Consider the following 26,544-nt stretch of genomic DNA (forward strand, 5'->3'; position numbering starts at 1 on the left):
AAAGCCGGACTTCATGTCCGGCTTTTTCTTTTCAAGTTAGCGTACGTTACTAAACCACCTTAAACTTTAAAAAATGCCACTTCTTGTTTTAGCTGATTGGATAACGCATCCAGATTCTGACTTGCTACTTCGTTGTTTTTCATCGAATTGATCGATTCATTGGACATACAAGAGATTTGTTCCATCGCTACCACAAGTTCACTGACGACTCCTACCTGCTCTTCCGTAGCAACTACAATGTCCCGGACACGACTCAGTGAATCTTGAGATTGCGCCTCAATACTCATCAGAAGCTGGCTGGCTTCTTCCGTATTCTTTTGACAAGTTTCAACTTGTGGCTGCGTATTTTCCATCGCAGATACACTAACCAGAGTTTGAGCCTGAACTTCTTTCAGCATAGTCTCGATCTGAGTCGTCGCTTCACCTGTACGCTTTGCCAGGTTTCTCACTTCATCGGCAACAACAGCAAACCCTCTGCCGGACTCCCCTGCTCTCGCCGCTTCAATAGCTGCATTTAACGCTAGCAGGTTTGTCTGCTCAGAGATACTGCTGATCATATTTACTATGCCACCGATATCCCGCGTTTTCGCCTCCAGCTCCTTCACCTGCTCAACAGAGCTGTTTACTGCGGCAGTAACCGACTGCATTTGTTCTGCGACAGCAGCAATACGCTCTTTACCATCACGGGCATGATCAGATGTTTTCGCAGAGTTTTGCTCGGACATATTCACGATTTTGGCGATTTCATCAATGCTGGCGTGCATGGTTTCTATTCTTGTTACCATTTGCGTAGTCAAAGAAGATTGCTGCTGTGCTGAGTCAAAAACTGAGCTGGAACCTTGTGAAACTTCTGCCACCTGTTCCGCGAGTTGCTCCGATGCAATACGTATATTGCGCACGATATTACTCACTTTGTCAGACATCAAAGAGAGTGAGTGTAAAATACTCCCGGTCTCACTGCTCTTATGCTCTTGAGTTAGTTCCCCTTTTGCCATCAACTGAATCGCATGCTGCGCAACAAAGGGTTCACCACCTAACGAACGACGGAAACTGCGCTCGATGATGTTGCCCACCACAAGCGCAATAAGAAGCGAGACTCCTGTCAAAAGCAGCATCAGATTCTGAAAACCACTTGCTTCAGAGCGAGCCACCGGAGTTAAATTTTGATTGAGCGATTCCTGGTAATCAATAAACTCATTGATCACTTGTAACCACTGGTTAAAGCTAGGACGCACCTGGTCAAGTAAAAGCGCAGTGACTTCCTCTCCATTACGTTTCTTCGTAATGACTTCTTTTACCAGCGGTAGCGTTTTCGCTTGTATCTCATCAATACGTTGGAGAATAGCCCGTTCTTCCGATGAAAACGGGACATTCTTTTCCATCATACTTTGCATATTTTGCTCAGACTGACGGTAGAAGCGTTCCAGCCGATGAATTTCATCCTCAAAAAGCCCGATTTCCTGCACATTGCGAGCTACCGCGATATCCCGAATTGTAATTGCGCGGTCATGAACGCTGCCGCGGTAATTAATTGCGTAACGCTGTTTTACTGAGTTGATATCCGTCACCTCAGAAAGGGTTTTGTCTATAAAATTAACTTTTTGAATTCCGACAATAGTAAGCACGACCATTGATGCTACTAGTACCCCAAATCCGAGAGCTAAGCGAGTTCTCACTTTCAAGTGTGCAAGGTATTGCATTCTATACTCCTAAACGCAATGAGATTTTTGAGGATGCTTCACTGGCAACCTCTTTATATCCCCAAATGACCTCAATATGCAGGATTCAGAACGTTGTCACTGGCACAAGTTCAAGGAAGATAACGCAGTGGAATAGCAAGCTATTTCCAAGTTATTTTACGCTGAAATAGTGTCTGTGACACGCTCCTGAAGGGCGAGCTGACTGGGCTCACAGTCTTTGTTTACGATTCTTGATTTAGAACCACTAGATCTTCAAATCGTTGCCGCGCCTGTAAGCCAAGTCATTCTCGCTGAACCTAGCATCTTGAGGTTATTTGGGGATAATGTTCTGAAAAATTTAGATAAGAGTGGCAACCAATAACCATACTTTTTTAGCGGGCAGAGTATAACCTCTAACAATTAACATGAATATCAATTAAAGCGATAAGTTTGACCGAAGAAACAACTGCTCTTTTCTATCTTCAGCCGTAGTATAAATGGCAAGCTAATGCGACAAATTCGCTAAGCAAGAAAAATCCGTCCGATGTCTATCCCCCGCCTCTGAGTTATGGCTTAATAGTGACTCATAAAACTTGTTTGCCTGCGGACACTTACATGGATTTTGTTTTACACCAGTTACAGTTTTCTTTGTCGATAACTGGCCCTATCTGCTTAATGTTATTGCTGGGTGTACTCTTCAAACGAATCGGCCTTATTGACGAACACTTTATCGATGTCGGCTCTAAATTGGTATTTCAAGTTACTCTGCCAGCAATGCTGTTTATAAGCATTGTCTCATCTGAACATGATTTCTCTGCCGCCAGCAGCTTTATTCGCTACGGGGTAATCGCGAGTATCTCCTTTTTCATTTTCACGTACGCCTCCGTTAAGCTATTTTTTCCGGCATCCTCTGATCAAGGCGTACTAATACAAGGTGGCTTTCGTGCTAATACCGGTATCATAGGTATCGCCTATGTAGCCAGTGCATACGGTTCTCAAGGCGTTGCATTAGCTGCACTCTACGTTGCTGTGACGACCTTCATCTACAATGTGCAAGCGGTCATTTGCTTATCTCCCAAAGGAGCAACCTCCGCCTCACAGGCAGCGAAGTTAATGGTCAGAACCATGACCAAAAACCCGTTAATTATCGCGATCCTGCTTGGCATAGCATTTTATTTACTATCTATCCCTGTTCCGAAAATCGCTATTGATGCGGGAAATTACCTGTCAAAAATGACCCTGCCACTCGCACTTTTGTGTACAGGAGGCTCGTTAAATTTTAGTCTGATGAGAAAAGAAAAAGGGCCATCGTGGTTCGCCAGCAGTTATAAGCTGGTCGTCGCACCTTTAGTCGTGACATTGGGAGCGTATTTGATGGGTTTCCGTGGTGTAGAGCTGGGGATTTTGTTTTTTATGAATGCATCGCCAGTTGCAGCCGCAAGCTACGTAATGGCTCGTTCCATGGGGGGAAACGCTGTTTTAGCAGCAAACATTATTGCTTTAACAACTGTTCTTTCTACCCTAACGTGCACACTAGGTATTGTTGTGTTGAACTCTTTTAATTTAATCTAACAATCAAATGGTTAGTTGAGTATTACTTATCTTGCAGTAATACATCACCTGGTCACGATCACGCTTGATTGGCCAGAGTGATTTTACGTACCAACCGAAAGAACTCAGCCGACTCAGCTTCAGTTAAACTTGCAAAATACTCCTTTTGGAGGTTGCTCATGATTAGCTGAACCTGACGCAGCGCCCTCTCCCCCTCTGCCGTAATACTCAACATCTTGAGTCTGCGGTTAGTTTCACTTTTTGAAACATGTACTAAGCCGCGTTTTTCTAAATTATCCACCATGCGTTTAGCGACGCTGCGTTCACTGAGAACCGCATTAGCAAGAGCTTGCTGACTCATAGGCTGAAACTCTTCTACCGCAGCTAACGCACTCGCCATCTCTAAGGTGATTAAATTCAGGCGTGACAGCTCTGCCTGTGCACGATTGCGATACATACGCTGCATAACTCCGCAAACAAACATCGGGCTTTGATCCAAAATGGTAATAGGAGAAACTTTCTTTTCTTTCATAATTTTCTAAACAACCAGTGACTGGCGGTAAGTCCTATTGTTCACATAAACAAAGAGCGCCGAAGCGCTCTGTGATTACATTAGATATCAGTAGTATAACTTAGTTAAAACCATTAAGTACTACTCTTAAGACTCAGATTCTGAAGCTGTCTCTTCTAGTTGTTCAGTTTGCTGCTCTTTTTTTGCCCGGCGGTCAAATAATCGCTCTACCACAACAAAGAAAATCGGTACAAAGAATATACCCAGCAAAGTCGCACTGATCATACCGCCAAGTACACCTGTACCAACCGCATTCTGACCCGCAGAACCTACACCTGAACTGATCGCCAGAGGAACAACACCCAGACCAAACGCCAGTGATGTCATGATGATAGGACGAAGACGTACACGAACCGCATGTAGAGTCGCTTCCAGCAAGCCTGCACCTTTCTCGTAGTATTCTTTTGCAAATTCAACGATCAGGATAGCGTTCTTCGTTGCCAGACCAACCGTCGTCAACAGACTGACCTGGAAGAACACGTCATTATCCAGCCCACGTCCCATGACGGCTAACACGGCACCCAGCACGCCAAGAGGCACAACCAGTACGACTGCAAACGGCACCGACCAGCTCTCATACAATGCCGCCAGTACCAGGAATACCACCAGAATCGACAACGCATACAGCATTGGAGCCTGGTTACCAGATAGGCGCTCTTCATAAGAGATGCCAGTCCATTTCACCTGGAAACCGTCAGGTAACTGATCTACGAGTGCTTCTATTTCTGCCATCGCTTCACCAGTACTTACTCCCGGCGCTGCACCGCCCTGAATGTTCATCGCAGGGAGACCATCGAAGCGCTGTAGCTGAGGCGAACCGTACGTCCACTCACCATGAGCAAAGGCTGAGAAAGGAACCATATCGCCGTTTGAGTTACGCACGTACCAAGAGTCAAAATCTTTAGGCTGCATACGGTACGGAGCATCACTCTGCATCATTACCTTTTTAACGCGGCCACGGTCAATGTAATCGTTGATGTAAGCACCGCCCCACGCCGAGGAAAGGATCTGGTTAACATCATCTATGCTCACGTTCAGCGCACGTAACTTAACGTGGTCAACATGAACCTGATACATTGGCGCATCAGACTGGCCATTCGGGCGTACACCAACCAGTTTCGGGTTTTGTGCAGCCATTCCAAGTAACTGCCCTTGTGCCGCAACTAGTGCACCATGTCCCTGGTTCAAGGCATCTTGAAGATAGAAGTCAAAACCAGTCGCATTACCCAGTTCCTGGATAGCCGGAGGAGCAAAAGCAAATACCAGTGCTTCTTTAATCGTTGAGAAGTACCCCATCGCGCGACCCGCTAATGACCCTGCGTCCATTCCCGGTTCTTTACGCTCTGACCAATCTTTCAGGTTGATGAACGCCATACCCATGTTTTGTCCCTGACCAGCGAAGCTAAAGCCAGCCACAGTAAACAAGGATCTGACGACATCTTTCTCTTCTTCCAGGAAGTAAGTACGCATCTTATCAAGCGTTTTTTCCGTCTGTTCCTGAGTCGAATTCGGCGGAAGAATCGCCATCGAGAAGATGGTTCCCTGGTCTTCGTCTGGTAAGAATGACGTCGACAGGTTCGTAAGCAGCCAACCAGCGCCAGCCGTCATCGCAACAAACAACAGCATCATTCGGCCAGTGCGTTTCAGCAGTTTCGCTACGCCTGATTCATAGCCCGCAGTTAACGAGTCAAACTTGCGGTTGAACCAACCGAAGAATCCTTTCTTCTCTGTAAACTCTGCATCACCTCTCTTCAATAATGTCGCACATAAAGCAGGCGTCAGGATGATTGCAACCAGTACAGAAAGCGTCATCGCAGCAACAATGGTGATAGAAAACTGACGGTAGATCACCCCGGTTGAACCCGACATAAACGCCATTGGTACAAATACCGCTGACAAGGTCAGACCGACACCAACCAGAGCTCCGGTGATCTGTCCCATCGACTTTTTCGTGGCTTCTTTAGGTTCAAGGCCTTCTTCGTGCATGACACGTTCAACGTTTTCTACCACAACGATGGCATCATCCACCAGCAAGCCGATGGCAAGAACCATAGCAAACATAGTTAACGTGTTCACGCTGAATCCGGTAGCGTACAAAATCGCGAAAGTACCAAGCAATACAACAGGTACAGCGATAGTCGGGATCAACGTTGCACGGAAGTTCTGTAAGAACAGGTACATGATTAAGAACACGAGAACAATCGCTTCAAGCAGCGTTTTCACCACTTCGTGAATCGACGCCTGAACGAATGGTGTCGTCTCAAACGGATACGCTATCTGCAAACCTTCAGGGAAGTTTTCCTGTAACTGTGCCAAGCGCTCTTTTACTGCCTCGGCGGTTTCTAATGCGTTAGCACCAGTACCCAGAGAAAGGCCCAAACCTGACGCAGGGTAACCGTTGAACTGCCCCTTAATATCGTAACTTTCAGCACCGCGCTCGATACGTGCAACATCTTTTAGGTACACGTTCGCGCCACTGGTATCTGACTTCAGGATAATGTTTTCAAACTCTGCAACACTGCTTAAACGGCTCGCAGAAGAGATTGTAGCGTTTAATAACTGCCCTTTCTGCGCAGGAGCCGCACCAAGCTGACCCGACGATACCTGAGCATTTTGCTCTCTGATCGCGCTGGCAACATCAATGGCCGTCAGATTAAATTGGGTTAACTTAAACGGGTCAAGCCAAACTCGCATCGCGTACTGAGAACCAAACGCCTGAACCTTACCCACGCCTGATACACGGCTGATCGGGTCTTTGATGTTCGAGACAACATAGTCAGCGATATCGTTCTGGGTATAGTCCGGATCTTCTGAATACAGCGCAACAACCATCAAGAAAGAGGAATTCGATTTCTCAACAACAATGCCCTGGCTCTGAACTTCACTCGGAAGTGAAGTAAGCGCCAACTGAAGCTTGTTCTGTACCTGTACCTGAGCAATATCCGGATCGGCTTCGCTGTCAAAAGTCAGAGTTACTGTTGCGTTACCAAACGCATCACTGCTTGACGACATGTAGCGTAAGTAGTCAAGACCAGTCATATTCTGTTCAATTACCTGAGTAACCGAATCTTCAACTGTTTTTGCTGATGCACCCGGGTATCGAGCCGAGATGTTGACCGTAGTCGGTGAAATGGTTGGGTACTGCGAAACTGGCAAGTTGGTCAGCGACATTACCCCTGCCAACATGGTCAGAATAGCCAGTACCCAAGCAAAGACCGGACGATCGATAAAGAATCGTGCCATGATTACTCCTGTTCACCGCTTTGAATACTGACAGGACTACCCGGACCTACTTTTTGTAAACCAGCAGTAATCACTTTATCACCCGCTTTCAGGCCTGAAATAATGCGCCATTGATTGCCTACCGTCTCTGCGGTAGTAACAGGAGTCGCAACAACTTTGTTGTCCGCACTAACAGTCATCACTGTTGCCTGACCTCGCGCGTCACGTGTTACGGTATTTTGCGGAATAAGAATTGCTTCAGGATCGACACCGGTAATGACAGTTGCGCGAACAAACATACCCGGTAGCAGCAGACCGTCAGGGTTTGGGAACTCCGCACGCAGTGTCACACTGCCAGTACTCTCATCCACATTCACTTCGACAAATTTCATCGTGCCTTTATGGGCGTATGTCGTGCCGTCTTCAAGCTGTAATGTTACTTCCGCAGACTCATCCTGCTCGATATGACCTTGAGCCAATGCAGCTTTCAGACGTAACAATTGAGCTGATGACTGCACGATATCAATATTGATTGGATCAAGCTGTTGAATCGTCGCCAGTTTGTCAGACTGGTTTGCAGTAACTAGGGCACCAGCTGTCACGCTAGATTTACCAATAACGCCGCTGATAGGTGCTTTTACCTGAGAGTAAGAAAGATTGATTTTCGCAGTATTAATGGCTGCTTTCGCCACTAAAACCTGAGCTCTCGCTTCTTTAAAAGCAGCTTCGGCTTCATCAAGATCTTGTTGGCTGATCGACTTTTTAGAAATTAGGGCACGGTAACGCTTAGCCGTTGCAGAGGTTGAGTCTTCAGCCGCATTAGCGCGGATCAGTTCCGCTTCTGCACTAAGCAAAGCGGCTTGGTATGTTGAGTCATCTATCTGATACAGAGACTGACCTTGTTTAACGATACCACCTTCAACAAAGTTACGCTCTGAAACGATACCACTCACCTGAGGACGTACTTCCGCCTCTTTAAATGCCCTGCTGCGACCCGGTAACTCTACCGTTAGCATCTGGCGTACAGGCTCTACCGTTAATACATTAACCTCAGCTGTTCGCGCTGCGCCACTACTTTGATTTGTTGCTTCTTGACTTGGCTGGCATCCAGCCATGAACAGGCTTGACGCTATCAGCAGTGATAGCGTGGTTTTACATCTCATGAAACATCTCTCTTCTTACTTGATCTAGAAACCAGTTAGGCACCTTAAAAGCCACCTAAAAATTGTGGTTATAATTGATGAGTTTACATTCAAAAATTAGCTAGGATGATAGTTATCCAGTGTTGTACATACAACAACATTTACAGTTCTATACGCTTAAAGATTACGTTTGTCTAAAAGGTGTGCTCTAGATCTCATTAACGATCATTTTGCGTTGGAAATCACATTTTTCTGTGTGCAAGGACAAAGGTGAATTTGCAACCAAAGTGATGCCAAAACCACCCGAAATGTGTACAAAACTTTGTCTTCAAGTCCACTTTTATTCAGTAAACGTTTAAAAACAGTCCACGGATAACAAGAAGTATTCGAACTAATCTTAGTTAAAGCCTTAGCAAATAATTCAACTTATACGTAGATTCTTATTTTTATTACCAGATCAAACTTCCTGACCTGCTAACAAAGGCAAATACGGAACCTAAACTCGCTAAGCAACTCGGCTTTTTTGGCTACTCAATAAACGTAAATGGACGATGCCGACCAACAGGCCCCACAAGGTCGCACTCAGGCCTAGAAAACTAAAACCCGACAAAGTGATAAGAAAGGTAAGCAGCGCAGATTCACGGTAGCCTTCATCATGAAAAGCGGTTTGCAGGCACATCATCAGGGTGCCCAGCAGCGCAAATCCCGCCAGAATTTTTGTTACTGCGTCAGGTAAGGATAAAAATACCGCAACGACCGTTGTCGCGAATACGCCGGCAATCAGATAAAACGCTCCAGCCCAAATGACAGCCCGGTAGCGCTGCCGTCTGTCTGAATCTACTTCCTCTGTCATGCAGATCGCAGCTGAAATCGCGGCAAGGTTAACACTGAAACCGCCGAAAGGTGCGGCAAGAATATTCGTTAATCCTGTACCGATAAGAATCGGTTTTACGGGGGTGTCATACTGGTAACTTTTCATCATCGCAATGCCGGGAAGATTTTGTGAAAGCATGGTGATAATGTAGAGAGGAACAGACAGATTAAGTATCGCACTGGCAGTGATTCCCGGCGTCACCCATTCCGGCTGCGCGAAAGATAACCCCGTAATATCAATTGTTGCATCTTCAACGCCAACAGAACAGAAGACACCAATAATAAGCAGGACAAGCATCGCGTATCTGGGAATCACATTCTTTGCTAACAATAAAACGCTAAACATCAGCAGAAAAGAGATGGGCGCACTGCTCACCACTTTAAAACTGTTCAGGCAGAAAGGTAGCAAGATTGCCCCAAGCATCGCCGTACCTAACTGAGGAGGAATTCTCTCAAGCGCTCTACTTAAAGGTGTAATTAACCCGGTCAGCAAGATCAGTACCCCTGAGACAACAAATGCCCCGACCACAACGGGTAATTCATACTGCTGCGAAGCGATCACTAACATCGCTGCACCCGGTGTGGACCACGCGGTTAAAATCGGCGTTTTATAAAACCAGGAGTACCCGATGGAGGTAACCCCCATTGCGACGCCCAACGCCAGTAACCAACTCTCGATTTGTAGCGGCGTTGCACCGGCCGAAGTTGCTGCCTGAATGATGATCACCACCGAACTGGTATAGCCGACTAACACAGCGGTAAACCCCGCAGATGCATGACTTAAATTGAATAGCTTTTTCATCATTCGCTCTTCCCTGCTTTATGATAATATTTTCTGTGCGCTATAACATACAACGAAAAGATAACATCGTGCGCAATAACGCACAACAAGGTATTTGGTTATGAATGAATCAGCATTTAAATCTGAAATTGCTCACCATCTGAAATCTGAAAGGAAAAAGAGAGGCTTGAGTTTAGATGCTACGTCTAAGCTGACAGGCGTTTCTAAAGCAATGCTGGGACAAATTGAGCGAGAAGAGTCTAGCCCGACAATTTCGACGCTCTGGAAGATAGCCAGCGGACTGGACACTTCGTTCTCAGCCTTCTTTGCCAATGACCCGGAGTTACGTTCCAGTGATCGCGCTTTCCCTGATGACGCCAAAATGAAAGTGAACACGCTATTTCCTTATAAGGCGGACGCTGGTCTGGAGATGTTTGAGATAACTTTAACTGATCATCATCGCCAAATGTCTTCACCACATGGTGTGGGTGTGATCGAACATATCCACGTGCTAAGCGGCGAGATGAATGTCTTCTTCAATGATGAATGGCACCACCTGACAACCGGAGATAGTATTCGTTTTTTTAGCGATCAACCGCATGGATACGAAGCCGCAACGAAAACCACAACATTTCAGAATATTGTTTGTTATCCAAGAGGATAACCCACTGCAAATAAATTCGCGCTAGCCTGTAGCAAGGTAAAGGTTAACAAACCTCCGTTTTGCAAACAGGCTCAGCGTTGCAACGCTAGGTTGCCTTCCCACATTTAGCCTCTCGCGCCTGACATCAATCTTGTTTCTCTCAAACCTGACTGGATAAAAAAAACCTATCCAAAAGCTAAGTTTTTAATAATTGTTCACAAAATTTACTCGTGCTTAACTGAATTTGCTCAATTAAAGCCCATCGATTCAAAAGGAAATTGAATATGCGTAAACAGCAAAGCGCGGTAAAAAAAACACGTAAAAACGGCTGCTCAGGTTCTTTCTGTGCTTGCACTGTCAAGCCAACTAGCACACGCAGGTAAACTCTCACTGGGAATGACCACTTGGGTTGGTTACGGCACACTTTATCTTGCAGACGAATTGGGATACTTCAAAGAAAAAGGGCTGGAAGTCGATCTTCAGACTATCGAAGAAGCGTCAATGTATATGGCTGCAACCGCCTCTGGTCACCTTGACGGCTCCGCTTCAACCATCGACGAAATTCTGAAATACCGACCAAAATTCTGCTTTAAAGCTGTTGCTGTACTGGATGACAGCTACGGTGGTGACGGTATCCTGGTTCAGGACGGTATTAACTCGATTCAGGATCTGAAAGGCAAAACCGTCGCAGTAAACGAAGGTTCAGTATCTCAGTTCTGGTTATCTAATCTGCTTAAAGATGCTGGTATGAGCATGTCTGATATCACGGTGCAGAACATGACAGCGGACGACGCTGCGAGTGCATTTATTTCTGGTCGTGTTCCGGCAGCGGTGACGTGGGAACCAAACCTGTCTTTTGCCCGCTCACAAAATGCTGGCAAAATTCTCATCGATAGTACAGCAACTCCTGGTGTCATTGTTGATGTCGTTAACCTGCGCTGTGATGTCATTGAAAAGCAAGCTGACGACGTAGCAGCCCTGGTAGACGGCTTATACCGCGCGGTTCAGTACACCAAAGATCACCCGGAAAAAGCCTACGAGATCATGGCAAAACAACTTGGTGGCTACCTATCGGATCCAAAAGACTTAGCTGAAGCCGCAGCGACAGTACGTTTCTACGACCAGGAAATGGCGACCAAACTTCTTGGCGAATTGGGCAAAGAAGGCGAGATCGCACCTGTGATTAAACTAGCGAATGAAACCTGGAGTGAGCTGAAAAAAGAAGATTACCAAGTAACCTACGAACAATTAGTCGACAACCGATTCGTTAAACAATAATTGGAGAATCATCTGTGGCTAATCAATCATTCTCTTTACAGCAGTTAACTGCACCTAAAGAGGATATCCCTAGCAAGTTTGTCATCAGTGCCGGCGCTATCAGTTGGATAGTGCTACTGACAGCTTGGGTTATCCTCTCGTACACCGAGTGGGTGCCAAGTATGTTCCTACCTTCGCCGCTTGAAGTACTCAAAACGGGTATGCGTTTAGCCGAAGATGGTTCACTGTTTACCCATATTTGGTCGAGCTTAGAAGTCGTGATCATCGGCTTCTGGCTCTCATCCCTGGTCGCCATCCCGCTGGGGCTGCTTATGGGCAGCTTCCGAATCGTACAGGCATTCCTGGATCCACTGGTTAACTTCATCCGTTACTTACCGGTCACCTCGTTCGTACCCCTGTTTATCCTTTGGATTGGTATCGGTATCGAACAACGTGTAACCGTGATTATCTTCGGCGTGTTTTTCCAGCAAGTGGTGATGATTGCAGACGTTTCACGCGGCGTATCTAAAGACCTGCTGCACGCGGCATACACTCTGGGTACGAGCCGAAGAAAAGTGCTCACTCAAATCATTATGCCTGCGTCAGTACCGGGCGTTCTGGATGCACTTCGAGTGACTATAGGTTGGGCATGGACTTACCTGGTAGTTGCAGAGCTTGTTGCGGCAAACAGTGGTCTTGGCTATATCAGCCTCAAAGCAATGCGAGGATTCCAGGTCGACATTATTTTCCTTGCCATTGTCATCATTGGCCTGCTCGGACTTATCACCGACCAGTTCTTTAAAGTTTTACGATTGAGGTTAAGCGCATGGGACAACTAGCCACAAATACTAAGCCCCTTAACGAGGACGAGAGCGATGACTCACAATCAACCAGACGTTTAAAATCCGTTTCTGAGCAACCAACCCAACTTCATATTGATAATATTACGCTGAAGTTCCCAACCAAAGACGGTGGCGAGTTCACGGCAATCGAAAACCTGTCATTAGAAGTAAAAAATGAAGAGTTTGTCGTGATTGTCGGCCCTTCGGGCTGCGGTAAATCGAGCTTGCTCTATCTAACTGCGGGCCTAAATAACCCGACAGACGGCGAAATTCGGGTTGCCGGTGACACCGTTAAGGGACCGAGTGCAGAACGCGGCATGGTTTTCCAGAGCTACACTCTATTCCCCTGGCTGACGGTTGCGCAGAATATTGAGTTCGGTCTGAAGCAGAAGAAAATGCCGGCAATTGAGCGCAAGAAAATCGTTGATGATTACATCAAGCAAGTTGGATTGGAAAACTTCGCGAATCATTTTCCAAAACAGCTATCTGGTGGTATGAAGCAACGTGTGGCTATCGCCCGTTCACTGGCTAACGACCCGAAAATTCTGTTAATGGATGAACCGTTCGGAGCACTGGATAGCCAGACTCGCCTGCAAATGCAGCAACTGCTGTTACAGGTTTGGGAAAAGAGCCGTAAAACCGTGGTGTTCGTAACTCACGATATTGACGAAGCGATCATGCTCGGTGACCGGGTGTTTGTAATGGGCTCTAAACCGGGGCGCATTCAAAAGATTCTGGACGTTAATATTCCTCACCCGAGAACACTTGATATGGCGATGGAGCCAGAGTTCCTCACACTTAAGAAAGAAATACTGTCACTTCTGCACGACGACTTGCTTGAAGTACATTAATCTTTCTTTTTAACCCATGATGCTCCTCATCAGACATCATGGGTTTTATATCGTCAGTCATCACTTTTTACTCAACAGACGGAAGCGAGTTGTATTTGCAATGCCGAATCAAAGTACATTAGATATTCTCTCAACGCTCATTAGTTACGACACCACCAGCGCACATTCCAACATGCCGCTTATCGATTACGTTCAAACCTATTTAAGCGATTACGGAATTGAATCAACGTTGGTTTTTAATCACGACAAAACCAAAGCGAACCTGTTTGCGACCATAGGACCGAAAGACAAAGCCGGAGTAATGTTGTCCGGACACACCGATACGGTTCCAGTAACCGGTCAGCAATGGGACACCAACCCATTTGAACTTGTCATCGATGATCAGCGCTGCTTTGGTCGTGGCACAACCGACATGAAATCGTTCATCGCAGTGGTCTTGGCCGCTATACCGGAGTTTTTGGCTCGTCCCCTGCACTATCCCGTTCATTTTGCGTTTTCTTATGATGAAGAAATTGGCTGTCTCGGGGTGCGCGGATTAATCGAACAGTTGCAACACCTCTCCATCAAGCCTGTTGCTTGTATCGTTGGCGAGCCTACTTCAATGCAAGTCGCGACCCGCCATAAAGGAAAGCTGGCAGCTAAGGTGACGGTAACCGGTAAATCCTGTCACTCAGGCATGGCTCCTTACGGGGTTAACGCGGTCAACTATGCAGCGCGCCTCGTTAACTGGCTGGAGAACATGGCATTGACCAAGCGGGATCACGGCCCATTTAACGCTGAGTATGAGATCCCTTACACCACCATTCACACCGGGACAATCCGAGGTGGTCAGGCACTGAATATCGTCCCGGATCTATGTCAGTTCGACTTCGAAATGCGTAATATCGCCGGTGATAATCCAGCGCAAATATTGAGTGAGTTACGCACATACACGGAACAACTGGTTGAAGAGATGCGCGAAACCAGCGAAGAGTGCGATATCACAATAGAGATCCTGACCGAATACCCTGGGCTAGATACATCCGAAAATACCCGTTTGATTGATTATGTACAAAATCTCGCGCAGGACTTTGAGATCAGCCGGATCAATTTCGGAACCGAAGGTGGCCTGTTTTCAGAGCAGCTTAAAATACCGACGTTAGTTTGCGGTCCGGGTAATATGGAACAGGGCCATAAACCAAATGAATATATTACTTTCGAGCAATTAGAAAAAGCCGAGGCATTTATTCATAAACTCGCCCGGTCATTAGCTGATAACGCTTTTATTTAGTTTTTATTTGGTTTTAAAACTGACGAAAACAAAAAGGAAGCATTACATTATTGCTTCCTTTTTTACTTACTTTTTAAGTGTTCTCTGAGTTTGACCTAGCTGAGTGCGAATTAGCCTAATTTAATCCAGGTTGTTTTTAGCTGCGTAAACTTATCAAACGCATGCAGAGAAAGATCACGTCCAAATCCAGATTGCTTATAGCCACCAAATGGCGTTGAGAAATCTAATGCATCCATGGTATTCACCGATACCGTTCCTGCTCTTAGCGCCTTTGATACCAAATGCGCTCGCGTCAGATCTCGCGTCCATACCGATGCAGCCAAACCGTAAATCGAGTTGTTCGCTATCGATACTGCTTCTTCCTGAGTATCAAAAGGCATAATTACAACCACTGGCCCGAAGACTTCCTCTTGCGCAATAGTCATCTCCGGAGAAACGTTGGTTAAGATAGTCGGTTCCACAAAGTTACTGTTCGAATCTGCTTTATCGAAGCCACATACGGATGTCGCTCCTGCTTCTTCTGCCGCGGCAACCATACTCCTGACTTTTTGCGCGTGCTCTTCGCTGATGAGCGAACCTAGCTGGGTTTGCGGGTCAAGTGGGTCACCCAACTTCATCTCTTGAGTATGAGCAATCAGTTTTTGTGTAAATGCCTCCTGAATGCTGCGCTCTACCAATATTCTGGAGTTAGCCGAACAAACCTCACCCTGATTAAAGAATATACCCGAAGCAGCATGTTGAACCGCAGCATCGAGATCGCAATCAGCAAAGATAAGATTCGGGCTCTTACCTCCTGTCTCCGGCCATACCGGTTTCATGTTAGATTCGGCAGAGTAAGACATCAGGCGTTTCGCCGTTGCTGTTGAGCCGGTAAACGTCAGGCTGTCTATGTCATTGTGTCGGCCCAGCGCCTGGCCGACTACTTCACCAGTCCCTGTTACTACATTAAGCACACCATCTGGTAAACCTGCTTGCTGAGCCAGTTCGGCAAGGCGTAACGCACTGTGTGGCGACTGTTCTGCCGGCTTAAGAACCACAGAGTTACCTGAAATCAAAGCGGGCGCTAATTTCCATGCCGCAATGTCCAACGGGAAGTTCCAGGGAATGATAGCTGCGACTACACCAATAGGCTCTCGGGTGATCATCGCAACGTTGTTTCCGTCTGTTGGTGCGACTTCACCATAAATTTTATCTACTGCTTCTGCATACCATTCAAAACAGCCTGCAGCGCCCGGGATGTCACCATTGAATGCATCTGAGATTGGCTTGCCGACGTTAATTGTTTCCAGTAGCGCGAGCTCTTCGCGATTTTCTAAAATCAACTCAGCCAGTTTTTTAATCACCTGCTTACGGTCACTGGGAGCTTGTTTTGACCAGACGCCTTGCTCAAACGTTTGACGAGCCCCTTCGACAGCCACATCAACATCCTCAGATGTGCATGCCGTTACGTCCGCTAATTTTCTGCCTGTAGCCGGATTCATTACTTCATAAGTGCCACCGTCCGTCGCATCAACATAACTTCCGTTGATGAAGGCTTTATTTTTTAATTCGATCGTTGAAAGCTTATCCGTCCAGTAACTTTTTGTATATTTGTCCAAGATATTCTCCTCGTTTATTCCTTTAAAACTGAAATATCAACTTTCTTTCTCGCTTATTAGTAATACCGTAAATAGAGTATTAGTTAAACTTTAGGGACGACTTTATTGAATAGTATTTTTTTATACAGAGGTTCAATTAATAATATTTTATTGCTCTATATCACTGCCCTACTATTTCCCAACGGAGAAAGGTTAACTGACCGTTATAACTAAAAGGATTTAGTAGTGAAATTTGACAATACAAAAGTAGATACGGTGGTCATCGGTGCCGGTCAGGCTGGCATTGCAATGAGTGAGCACTTAAGCGCACACGATATTTCCCATGTGGTTTTAGAGAGAGACCGCATTGCCGAACGCTGGAGAACACAGCGCTGGGACTCCCTGGTCGCAAACGGTCCGGCGTGGCACGACCGCTTTCCGGGCCTTGAGTTTACTGATTTCGACAAAGACATTGTATTTGATACAAGACGCGACGCTGCCTATTTTGAAAAGTATGCCGAGAAGTTTTCAGCCCCGGTCCACACAGGCGTCGAAGTCACACAAGTAACACCAATCAAAAACTCAGCAGGCTTTTTAGTCGAAACATCACAAGGCACTATCATTGCTCAGCGCGTTGTATCAGCGACTGGTGCATTTCAGTTGCCGTCAATCCCTGCAATCGTACCTGACGAAGAGATCGATCAAATTCACTCGTCTCAATACCGTAATCCGGAACAACTTAACGACGGTGCAGTCTTGGTGGTAGGAGCCGGCTCTTCCGGCGTTCAAATTGCTAAGGAGTTACGCCAGTCTGGGAAAGAAGTATTCCTTTCTGTTGGTCCACACGACCGACCGCCTCGCGCATACCGCGGCAAAGACTTTGTCTGGTGGCTCGGTGTGCTTGGTAAATGGGACGAAGCAGCAATGAAACCTGGCTTAGAGCACGTGACCATTGCCGTAAGCGGCGCGGAAGGCGGTAAGACTGTTGATTTCCGCGAGCTTGCCCATGACGGAATTACTCTGCTCGGCAGAACCGAAACATTCAACCAGGGTGTACTTACTTTTACCAACGACCTGAACAGAAATATTGCTCAGGGAGACGAAAACTACCTGTCATTATTAGATGAAGCGGATGCCTACATTGAGCGTAATGGTCTGGACTTCCCACAAGAACCGCAAGCCCGTATTCGCTTAGACGATCCTGAGTGTATGACCAGCCCGGTTTTATCACTCAATCTGAAGCAAAACAACATCACAAACATCATCTGGGCGACGGGATTTAACGTCGACTACAGTTGGCTCAAATGTGATGTGCTGGATGAACGCGGTTACCCAGTTCATCAGCGCGGCATTTCCCCGGTTCGGGGCGTATATTTCCTTGGTTTGCCTTGGCTGTCACGCAGAGGATCCACTTTTATCTGGGGTGTTTGGCATGACGCAAAATACATTGCCGGCCACATTGACACACAACGTAGTTACGAAGACTACGCGCTGTAATTCCGCTTGGTTAAGCACAATTAGAAGATTTCATAAAGGACTGTAATTATGCCGACGCATACTCGTATTCGCATGTTCAACACAAAAGAAACTTACCCGAATCAATCTCTTGATAATGATTTATGCCAAGCAGTTATTGCTGGCAACACGATTTACCTTCGTGGTCAGGTAGGTACCGATTTCGAAGGAAAACTTGTCGGTCTGGGTGATCCGGAAGCGCAAGCAAGACAAGCGATGCAAAATGTGGAGCAGCTACTAAAAGAATGTGGGTCTGACCTGACTCACATCGTGAAAACCACTACCTATATTACCGATCCTCGCTTCCGTGAACCGGTCTATCGCGAAGTCGGTAAGTGGCTGAAAGGCGTTTACCCTATCTCCACCGGACTTGTGGTTGCGGGTCTAGCGCAGCCAGAGTGGCTGATGGAAATTGATGTTATTGCCGTGATACCAGAATAACCACACAGGAGACTTTATGACCATTTCGATAGCAGGTTACTGCGCAAAAACCGGAATGTTTGGCTGTGCTATTTCGTCATCAAGCATTAGCGTGGCAAGCCGCTGTGCTTTTGTTAAAGCGAAAACGGGCGTAACGCTAACGCAAAACGTCACTAATCCGGCTTTAGGGCCACTCGGTCTTTTACTACTGAGTGAAGGTGCTACAGCGTCACAAGCTCTTGAGGAACTTAAACACGCTGATGAGCATATCGATCACCGACAGCTTGGCGTATTGGACGCTTCGGGAAATGGCGCGACATTCAGTGGGCAAAATGCGCTTGGTATTTTCAGCACCAGCCAGGGCAATAACTGCATTGCTATGGGCAATTTGCTAGCAAATGATCAGGTACCTCAGGCCATGATTAATACATTTGAATCAGCAGCGGATATGGATCTACCATCCAGGCTTATTCATGCGTTAAATGCTGGTGTTGTCCAAGGGGGCGAGTTAGGCGATCTCAAGTCAGCGGGACTGATGGTTTGCATTGATCACTCCTGGCCAGAAGTCGATTTGAGAGTTGATTGGAACGAATCTCCCATTGATGCACTTAAAGAAGCGTGGAAAGTGTATAAACCTCAGATGAAGGACTACATTTTAAGAGCTGACTATCCAAACAGCGCACCAAGTTACGGTGTACCTGGGAACGAGTAGTTGGGTTTTATTTCTTCCTGTGTTAAGCCAGAGTTTTGATGCTCTGGTTTCTTTTTATCTACTCCTCCCTCAACTTGCTCAGAAGCGACTCTCCCTTCGGGGGTATGTGATTGTTACGATTTCAGCGCCATGTTACCGGGAGAGCGCCGGCTACTCCGCTTTCTGGCGAGCTTACATAAGACTGAACGTGAAATAGAGATACCAGCTATTAGCGCTTACCCCTTTTAAGCTCTAACTCATATGGCGTACTTAACTACAAATTTAAAAAGAACTTCCCCCCAAAATAAAAAAGCGTACATCCCAAAAAGATGTGCGCTTCTTACTCTGAATATGTATTTAAACAGCAACTAACTTTGTCAACTGGTCAAGAACCTGGTTAAGCTCTTTCACTAGCCAATCAATCTCTTCGCGGTTCATGATAAGCGGTGGAGACATCTGGATTAATGGCGTGCCACGCTGATCAATCGCAACACGGAACAGCAAACCTTTCTCGTACAACGCAGGTTCCAGATAGTCCGCTACAAAGTCAGCAACAGCCAGTTGACCTTCCCAACTGCAGTTCTCCCGGTTAGTTACCAGCTCTACCGAATAGTGGTAACCATCACCACGAACGTCACCAACCAGTTCAATGTTGCGTAAGCTTTGCAGTGACTCTTTAAAGTAATTGCAATTCTCTCTTACGTTACCGATGATGTTTTCTCGCTCGAGTATTGCGATGTTAGCTAGCGCCGCAGCACAAGCCACAGGGTGACCACCATAGGTCAGTCCGTGCAGGAACATCTGGGCACCATTGTCGAGGATTGGAGTCATCACTTTATTCGAAGTAATCACACCGCCTAGAGGGACATGACCTGAAGCGACACCTTTAGCAAAAGTGATGACATCCGGCTCCAGTCCGTAGCGGCTAGAGCCAAACCATTCGCCTAAACGCCCAAAACCACAAATCACTTCGTCAGCAATCAGCAGCACACCGTACTTATCACAGAGTTCACGCAGACCTTGCGTATATCCGGCTGGTGGTGTGAAGCTTCCGCCTGCGTTCTGCAGCGGTTCGATAAAGATGCCTGCAACCGTGCTCGGTCCTTCCTGAATTATCAGCGACTCGATTTCTTCCAGCAGGAAAGCGGTAAACTGAGCTTCAGTCTCGCCTTCAGGTCGGCGGTAACGGTTGGTATTTGAAACGTGACGAACGCCCGCCATCAGAGGTTCAAAATCTTTACGCAGATCGGTCATACCATTCAGAGATAGCGCGCCATAACTGGTGCCGTGATAAGCGACACGTCGGGCAATAAACTTACGTCTTGAAGGCTCACCGTTAGCCTGGTGGTACTGACGTACCAGCTTGATTGCCGCTTCATTTGATTCTGAACCACTGGAGGTAAAGAACACACGCTTCAGATCACCCGGAGCGAGCGACGCTATTTTTGCCGCCAAGCGAATAGAAGGCTCATGAGCAACACTCCAGTTGGTAAAGTAAGGCAACTCACTCATTTGGCGTTTAACCGCTTCACCAATTTCTTCGCCATGGCTGTAACCAACCTGCACACAGAACAGTCCGCCCAGGGCATCAAAAAACTTCTTACCGTTAGTATCCCAAATCCAGCAACCTTCACCTTTGTCCATAACGGTCAGTGCTTTTTCGTGGTAATACTTGCGAGGTGTGAAGTGCATCAGCAGGTGTTCTTTTGCCAAGTGTTGCAGCTCTTCATTGTTTTTTTGCATCGACTGCGTATCAATATCCATATCAATTTCTCCTAGATGTCCTGTTTTTTGTCAGGGGGTAATTTCAGCCACTGACTTTAATTAACAACTCACACCACCACATTACTTGCGTTACCCGACATATCGTCATACAAAATCAGGACAAAAATGGGATAATTTCGGACAATGTGTAATATTGATACTATTCACAGGGAGGATACGGAATTCGCTCCCGATATTTAACGTGATGAAGGATTCACCACTATCAGCAACTACAAGGAACATCCGTACACGTCGCCATTAAAGATGAGCAATGTTCAAACGGAGAATAATGTTTTAATTAACAAAGTAGATCCCAGGCATATTCCCGCTACGTCTCATGTGATTGCTATCGCGATCGAACTTGCCAGACAAAACGGAATAAGTACTCACGATGTACTCGCCCGTTCTGGGTTAACCAGCGAGTCACTCTACTTACCTGAAACAGAGTTCAACCGCTTTCACGAACTAGCGACCTTTGAAAGCCTGCTAAACATCACACAAAGTGACATTCTGGGCCTGCAAATTGGGAGATCGATTAAAGTCTCCTGCCTCGGTTTGCCCGGTTACGCAATGTTAGTCAGCGAAAACGTCGCACAGGCGGTATCCTGCCTGATAGCCTTTCCGCTAATGCTTGGCTGGTACTTCAATATTGAAGTAGAGTCTGATGATGACAGCGTAACGCTTAAAATCAGTGACTACTGTTATTCGGACGAATTGCGACAGTTCAGTATTGAGATGGCGCTTTCTTCCGTACTGACATTGATTGAGGATCTGCTTGGTCATGCAGTGAAACCAGCTCTTACACTCGCATGTCCTTCTACTACGCACCTTAAAGCCGTCGCGGCATTTCTTGACTGTAACGTCGAGCATGGTAATTACGATGGCATTACTTTTAAACTGAGTACGTTCTTAACCCGCTGCACGCTTGCGAACAAAGTGAGCTTTGAAGACCTTTATCGACAATGCGAGCTCAGAGAAAACGAATGGCATATCAGAACGTCTCAGGATCTGGTATCCAAAATTAAATACATCGTTTCGCAGAATCCCGCGTCGAACTCAATGCCGGTCGTTGCGAAAGAACTCTGGATGACCGAACGAACACTGAGAAGACGCTTAAAAGAACAAGGGATAAGCTTCCAGAAACTGGTGAATCAAGTACGTTACCAACAAGCAACAGAATTACTGGAAACGACAGGCACGGCTATCTCAAATATCGCTGATCAACTAGGCTACAGTGATACCGCCAGTTTCCGTCATGCGTTTAAGCGTTGGTCGGGATTAGTCCCGACCGAATTTAGAAAACTTAAGCAGAATAATTTATGAGGCAAGTGAGGTTATAACAGAATAAGGGGATTGCTTTTGTGCAGAGGAGTTAAACTCTTTCAGTACTTCCACGAACGCATTCCCTACCGGAGATAAGCGAGACTGTTTCAGCTTTGCAATTCCCATGGTCAGGGGCAGCAAGTTACCTTTGAGCGGAATAGATACGAGCTTTCCGTTCGCGCCATCTTCGCTCGGCATCGGTGTATTAAGCAGAGAATATCCTAACCCGTTCTCTACCAGCCCCTGAGCCATACCCAGTGAATGCGCATTGAAAGCCACTTTTGGCTCGATTCCATGACTATAAAACAGAGAATTGAAATACTCTTTACTCAGTGGCCAGTCGAGCATCACCATCGGGTACTCATCCAGTTCCTCTATCGATAAACATGATCGTTTTGCCAAAGCGTGATCTTTACTGACCACGGCATAAGGTGGCATCACCATCAACGGAATGAACTCAATACTCTCAGGAAGCTGCATGTCATAAGTGATAGCAAGCTCGTATTTGCAATTACTTAACCCCTGGATAATATCTTGCTGGTGGAGTTCATCACACTGAATGTCGACCGCTGGGTATTTTTCAACGAACTGCTTGAGCATTGCCGGCATCATCATTGAGGTAAACGTAGGAAAGCCAACCACATTTAGAATACCTGAAATCTCTGTCCCCAGTGTTTCCGCAAAACGGGATAAATCATCAGCATCATTCAGTAACAACTTCGCTTTATGAAAGAACCGATATCCTTGGGGTGTAAGCGATAAGCCTTGCGCATGATGACGAACAAACAGCTGAAGCCCGGTAACGTGTTCCAGATGTTGAATAGCAGAAGAGATCGAAGGCTGAGAAACAAACATTAACGACGCCGCTTTGGTTACACTCTGATGCTCCCCTGCGACGACAAAATACCTCAGTTGCTTTAAGGTAAATTTAGTTGTCATTTATAGTTTTCCTTAATGAGCTTTATACACTTTACTTCTGTCCATCAAAAATTAATTTAACGAAGCATTAACATACAAGCAAAATCTCTGCCACTCAACAGGCTAACGGGAATCTATACCATCGCGATCTTAATTAGAGAACTTCATTCACAAATGCATCAATTCAGGGCGCTATTTTGGTGCATCACGATAGTTTTCAGTAGCTCACGCTTTAGTCCCTTATAGTGTATTAACCTAGAACCAGTCATACTCGAAAGCCCAAACAAAGCTACCGGGGCTTAGTAAGCTTTAACATAATAAGTAATTGAAGAAGCTAAAGGTTAACCAGTTGTAAACTTTCACTCTCAAACAACTTAGTATTAGGTGTGTAGTTCTGATAGGACAGCGCCGTCTACAAGCACGCCTTTTTTTCCTTCTCGCTTAACCTGATACATCATCTTATCGGCGCGTATAAGCAACTTTTCAACATCGTATCCGGAATGTAAAGAAGTGCTGACTCCGATACTTGCACCTACTGAAACAAAAAGGTCGTTATTGATTTCAATAGATTGGGTAAACACCATTTCCATATCATTCAGGATATTGGGTAATACCGAAAGATCATTTAATTGCGTAGCAACAACAAACTCGTCTCCCCCCCAGCGAACGATTATATCGTTTGGCCGCGAGATACTTCGTAAACGAGAACTGAGTTCCTTCAGAACGATGTCTCCGGCTTCATGACCGTGTTCATCATTAACGATTTTAAAATCGTTAAGATCCAGCCAGATCATGACCAGGTGTGAACCATTCTCTTCGGCGATTGCTGACATCTCTTTAAAACGAATGTCTCCTCCCCGGCGGTTATATATTCCGGTTAAAGCATCGTGAGTGGCATTATAAATAAAGGCTTTTTCTTTGTTTGCTCTATCAGAAATGTCATAAACCACTAACTCAACAAAGCGTTCCAACTCTCTATTTTGCTTGTGCTTTACCGGAGAACAGATAACCCTGAGCCACACATCTTCTTTGTCACTTAAACGGAAATCCTGAAACGAACTGGAGCACCCCTCTCTTACCTCTTCCAAAAGTGATTCAAACTCTTTTTGATCATCAAAAAATTCTGGTAAATCAAGCTGTTCCAAAGCTAGCTCATCATGCTTAAAGGTCGACTTAAACGATTGGTTTGCCAGATAGACTTGGTTATTGTTGTCGATAAGTGCAATGCCAGCATGTGAATGCTCAAATATAATCCTGAACTGACGTTCCAGTTGGATAATTTGCAGATTTTTTTCCGCTTCACTGCGATAAAAACTCGCGATTCGGTTCATCAGATTATCAGTGTTTTGAGCAAGAAAGCCTATTTCATCACTTGAAGCAACTTGAATACTGTTCTCTGCCTGAACACCGTCAGCAGGTGCACTACGGATCTGCTCAAGCAGTTGGCTTAACGGACGAGAAACAAGCTGTCGGAAAATCACGTAAACGCAGAGCAGTATCGTTATCAACAAAAAAGACAGCCAGATAACTAATGATATCCCCTTATCACGAGCTTGCTGGTGAAGAAAAGTTCGATTAAGAAACACCTCCAGAGAGCCGAACTGAGCATCCCCAAATGGCGGCGTAAGGACTTCTGTAATGTCACTCTTGTCCCGCGATATCTCACCGCTAACTACGAGAATCTCTTCATTAACATTAAAACGCACCCCTTTTATTTCAGGGTTACCAACCAGACTAGCGGTAATATCTGCTGCTAAATCGACATCCGATAAATATGCTGCCATTGACGCGTTATATTTGATCATCGATACCAGACGCTGAACCCGCTCCTGAGCAAGTTGCTGAACTTCGCCATAAGTGTACTGGTAACTTATAAAGCTGGTTATCGGAATAAAAATGATAGCAACAGCAAGAATCGATGCCATCAATTTGAACCCGATTCGACTATTGATCCACTGGTATAACGAAAACAACTTTGACATTGTTATTCAAGTCTCCGGAAGTACTTTTGGGGACATAGCCAATCGCATTTGAATTGTCAGTCACGAGTTTTACGATATCCTGCTCTCGAGGAACCTGCATTGGAGGCGTTGCCCGGCCACTAAACATGAGCCTCGCCCAGTACGCGTTCACCTCGCTCAAAGACATGTCCACCAGCGAGTGATAAAACGCTTTGCGAACAGCAGATGTACTGGGTGCATCGAGTTTCACCACAGCACTACCACTAGGGAAGTAAGGAGTTCGCCCCATAAAAAGGTCAATCAGCTGCTGCTTTGAGATAGTATCGAGTGGATTGTCTCTGTTAACGATGACCACTAGATCCTGACTCCAGCCCCGGACAGGGAGAGCACACAGCAATAAAAAAAGTAGAGCAAGATAACGTTTCATCAGCATCAGAATATAAGACTCACACCCAAGGTAAACACATTTATCTGCTCATCACTCACAGACTCTTTACCATCCCATAGCAAAGATTTACCCGCGGCGACCCAGGAGTGATCCCACTGACCTTTGATAGCGATATTCGGTACTACATCCCAACGCATGCCCAAAGACGCGGTACTCTGTTTTATATCAACCTCATCCAACGCAGATTGCATATAAGTACGATAAGGTTCAGGTAGTTTCGAGTTGGCCGATTCAGGCGATTTCGTCGACTGAATATGTGCAAACAGTCCATAAAAAGCGACCCTGTCATAGCGTTTAACTAGCCCCGTGTATGCTGAGAATGACGGCAATATTGACGCTAAATCCGCGTACATATAAGACGCCTCCGCTAACCACTTCCAGCTCGAATTACGATATTCGAACCCGGTCGTATAATATTGAATAGGCGAGCGATCAATCGCGTACTGGGCTATGGTTTCCGGCATTCCTGACAAATCCACGTTTTGCTCAAGAAAGCTTCTTAAATCCAACCCTGTATTGTGGGCAGAATCTAGCTTGGTCCAGGCATATGCGGCTCTATAAGTGAAACCACCGTTTTCATACTGAAGCGCAGCTCCGGAAAAAGGAGCAAGTTCAAACTCCGACTCACCGGATTCATATTTGTAAGTACTTCCGGATCGTCCATAAAACACCTTAGCTGAAAAGTAACCATACTCAATAGAGCGACGATACAAAACCTCCGCTCCATCAAAGTGATAGAAAGGTATTGCACCGTAGAATTCAACAGGAGGTCTTACCCAATCGTAGGCATAGCTGATATTTCCGACGTCGCCTATCAGGGTTAAATCACTGCCAATCCTGCCGACGCGTATATTCCAGGCATTATTGAAGTCGTAACTGACATTAGCCCATGTCACTAATTCATCTAAGCTGTTATTAACCCGGTCTTTACCGACGACTTGTACTGATGCTTTAAAGGCATCACTTAACTGTAAATCGGTTTGCAGCCCAATCAATGAGTCCTGGCTTAAGCTGAACTGCCTTGTTTTACCCTCTTGAGTGATATCTCGACGGAAACCTAACGTATCTGAATCTGAATAGGCACCGCTTAAAGACCCAAACCCTCGAAACTCCACCATATCAGTACTGGAATAACTTACTGACGGAAGCATTAATGCCCCGAGTAGCACTCCCCGTAACTGTAACCTCATGGTTGCTCCCTTACCCCATAACAACCGCTGTCAAACCACTAAAAACAGCTAAGCA

At 46.0% G+C, this 26,544-nt stretch carries 21 protein-coding genes; 10 read left to right on the forward strand and 11 right to left on the reverse strand.

Going from position 1 to position 26,544, the window contains the following annotated elements:
• Window positions 1–59 precede the first annotated feature (59 nt).
• A complete protein-coding gene (locus tag KHN79_RS08500; RefSeq protein ID WP_182008391.1) occupies window positions 60–1,700 on the reverse strand; it encodes a methyl-accepting chemotaxis protein in 1,641 nt (546 codons plus the stop codon).
• Between the two features lie 594 nt (window positions 1,701–2,294).
• Here KHN79_RS08500 and KHN79_RS08505 point away from each other — a divergent pair.
• Window positions 2,295–3,251 carry an AEC family transporter gene (locus KHN79_RS08505; RefSeq protein WP_182008392.1) on the forward strand — a complete coding sequence of 319 codons (957 nt, stop codon included), beginning with the start codon at window positions 2,295–2,297 and terminating at the stop codon, window positions 3,249–3,251.
• 58 nt (window positions 3,252–3,309) lie between these two features.
• Here the strand turns inward: KHN79_RS08505 and KHN79_RS08510 are convergent, their stop codons facing one another.
• The 4 genes from KHN79_RS08510 to KHN79_RS08525 all read right to left on the reverse strand — a co-directional run bounded on the left by KHN79_RS08510 (window position 3,310) and on the right by KHN79_RS08525 (window position 9,840).
• The gene (locus KHN79_RS08510; protein WP_182008393.1) at window positions 3,310–3,762 is read right to left on the reverse strand and encodes a MarR family transcriptional regulator; all 453 of its coding nucleotides are present in this window, start codon (window positions 3,760–3,762) and stop codon (window positions 3,310–3,312) included.
• Between the two features lie 126 nt (window positions 3,763–3,888).
• Window positions 3,889–7,044 (reverse strand): efflux RND transporter permease subunit, encoded by a 3,156-nt coding sequence (locus KHN79_RS08515; protein ID WP_182008394.1) that lies wholly within the window; start codon window positions 7,042–7,044, stop codon window positions 3,889–3,891.
• A 2-nt stretch (window positions 7,045–7,046) separates the two neighbouring features.
• A complete protein-coding gene (locus tag KHN79_RS08520) occupies window positions 7,047–8,186 on the reverse strand; it encodes an efflux RND transporter periplasmic adaptor subunit (protein ID WP_182008395.1) in 1,140 nt (379 codons plus the stop codon).
• A 484-nt stretch (window positions 8,187–8,670) separates the two neighbouring features.
• A complete protein-coding gene (locus KHN79_RS08525) occupies window positions 8,671–9,840 on the reverse strand; it encodes a benzoate/H(+) symporter BenE family transporter (protein WP_182008873.1) in 1,170 nt (389 codons plus the stop codon).
• A gap of 100 nt (window positions 9,841–9,940) precedes the next feature.
• Between KHN79_RS08525 and KHN79_RS08530 the strand changes: the two genes are divergently transcribed.
• From KHN79_RS08530 to argE, 5 genes are all read left to right on the forward strand, one after another.
• Window positions 9,941–10,483 carry an XRE family transcriptional regulator gene (locus KHN79_RS08530; protein WP_182008396.1) on the forward strand — a complete coding sequence of 181 codons (543 nt, stop codon included), beginning with the start codon at window positions 9,941–9,943 and terminating at the stop codon, window positions 10,481–10,483.
• A 324-nt stretch (window positions 10,484–10,807) separates the two neighbouring features.
• On the forward strand, window positions 10,808–11,740 hold the full coding sequence (locus KHN79_RS08535) for an ABC transporter substrate-binding protein (protein ID WP_211907233.1): 933 nt from the start codon (window positions 10,808–10,810) through the stop codon (window positions 11,738–11,740).
• Window positions 11,741–11,754: 14 nt separating this feature from the next.
• Complete coding sequence (locus tag KHN79_RS08540; RefSeq protein ID WP_211907234.1) at window positions 11,755–12,558, forward strand: ABC transporter permease; 804 nt, start codon at window positions 11,755–11,757, stop codon at window positions 12,556–12,558.
• Window positions 12,546–13,412, forward strand: coding sequence for an ABC transporter ATP-binding protein (locus KHN79_RS08545; RefSeq protein WP_182008397.1), 867 nt, complete (start codon window positions 12,546–12,548; stop codon window positions 13,410–13,412). The genes KHN79_RS08540 and KHN79_RS08545 overlap by 13 nt, the downstream gene beginning before the upstream one ends.
• A 100-nt stretch (window positions 13,413–13,512) precedes the next feature.
• On the forward strand, window positions 13,513–14,682 hold the full coding sequence (gene argE, locus KHN79_RS08550; RefSeq protein ID WP_182008398.1) for an acetylornithine deacetylase: 1,170 nt from the start codon (window positions 13,513–13,515) through the stop codon (window positions 14,680–14,682).
• Window positions 14,683–14,792: 110 nt separating this feature from the next.
• Here argE and KHN79_RS08555 read toward each other — a convergent pair whose 3' ends face one another.
• Entirely contained in the window at window positions 14,793–16,280 is a 1,488-nt protein-coding gene (locus KHN79_RS08555; protein WP_182008399.1) for an aldehyde dehydrogenase, read from the reverse strand.
• Window positions 16,281–16,505: 225 nt separating this feature from the next.
• On the opposite strand from KHN79_RS08555, the gene KHN79_RS08560 reads away from it, so the two are divergent.
• From KHN79_RS08560 to KHN79_RS08570, 3 genes are read left to right on the forward strand one after another with little or no spacing between them, the layout of a single operon-like run.
• The gene (locus KHN79_RS08560) at window positions 16,506–17,756 is read left to right on the forward strand and encodes an NAD(P)/FAD-dependent oxidoreductase (RefSeq protein WP_211907235.1); all 1,251 of its coding nucleotides are present in this window, start codon (window positions 16,506–16,508) and stop codon (window positions 17,754–17,756) included.
• Between the two features lie 48 nt (window positions 17,757–17,804).
• Window positions 17,805–18,215 carry a RidA family protein gene (locus tag KHN79_RS08565; RefSeq protein WP_182008400.1) on the forward strand — a complete coding sequence of 137 codons (411 nt, stop codon included), beginning with the start codon at window positions 17,805–17,807 and terminating at the stop codon, window positions 18,213–18,215.
• A 16-nt stretch (window positions 18,216–18,231) separates the two neighbouring features.
• Entirely contained in the window at window positions 18,232–18,906 is a 675-nt protein-coding gene (locus KHN79_RS08570; protein ID WP_182008401.1) for a DUF1028 domain-containing protein, read from the forward strand.
• A 336-nt stretch (window positions 18,907–19,242) separates the two neighbouring features.
• Here KHN79_RS08570 and KHN79_RS08575 read toward each other — a convergent pair whose 3' ends face one another.
• A complete protein-coding gene (locus tag KHN79_RS08575) occupies window positions 19,243–20,649 on the reverse strand; it encodes an aspartate aminotransferase family protein (RefSeq protein ID WP_211907236.1) in 1,407 nt (468 codons plus the stop codon).
• 264 nt (window positions 20,650–20,913) lie between these two features.
• Between KHN79_RS08575 and KHN79_RS08580 the strand changes: the two genes are divergently transcribed.
• The gene (locus KHN79_RS08580) at window positions 20,914–21,972 is read left to right on the forward strand and encodes an AraC family transcriptional regulator (protein WP_182008402.1); all 1,059 of its coding nucleotides are present in this window, start codon (window positions 20,914–20,916) and stop codon (window positions 21,970–21,972) included.
• On the opposite strand, the gene KHN79_RS08585 is transcribed toward KHN79_RS08580, so the two are convergent.
• From KHN79_RS08585 to KHN79_RS08600, 4 genes are all read right to left on the reverse strand, one after another.
• Window positions 21,967–22,911 (reverse strand): LysR family transcriptional regulator, encoded by a 945-nt coding sequence (locus tag KHN79_RS08585; protein WP_182008403.1) that lies wholly within the window; start codon window positions 22,909–22,911, stop codon window positions 21,967–21,969. The two genes, KHN79_RS08580 and KHN79_RS08585, sit on opposite strands and share 6 nt — an antisense overlap.
• A 359-nt stretch (window positions 22,912–23,270) precedes the next feature.
• Window positions 23,271–24,872: a sensor domain-containing diguanylate cyclase gene (locus KHN79_RS08590; RefSeq protein WP_182008404.1), complete on the reverse strand. Its 1,602-nt coding sequence runs from the start codon at window positions 24,870–24,872 to the stop codon at window positions 23,271–23,273.
• Window positions 24,835–25,278 (reverse strand): hypothetical protein, encoded by a 444-nt coding sequence (locus KHN79_RS08595; protein WP_182008405.1) that lies wholly within the window; start codon window positions 25,276–25,278, stop codon window positions 24,835–24,837. Before KHN79_RS08595 ends, KHN79_RS08590 begins: the two co-directional genes overlap by 38 nt.
• Before the next feature lie 5 nt (window positions 25,279–25,283).
• Entirely contained in the window at window positions 25,284–26,489 is a 1,206-nt protein-coding gene (locus KHN79_RS08600) for a hypothetical protein (protein WP_182008406.1), read from the reverse strand.
• Window positions 26,490–26,544 lie beyond the last annotated feature (55 nt).

This window comes from Vibrio sp. B1FLJ16 (assembly GCF_905175385.1).
Classification (GTDB): Bacteria; Pseudomonadota; Gammaproteobacteria; order Enterobacterales; family Vibrionaceae; genus Vibrio.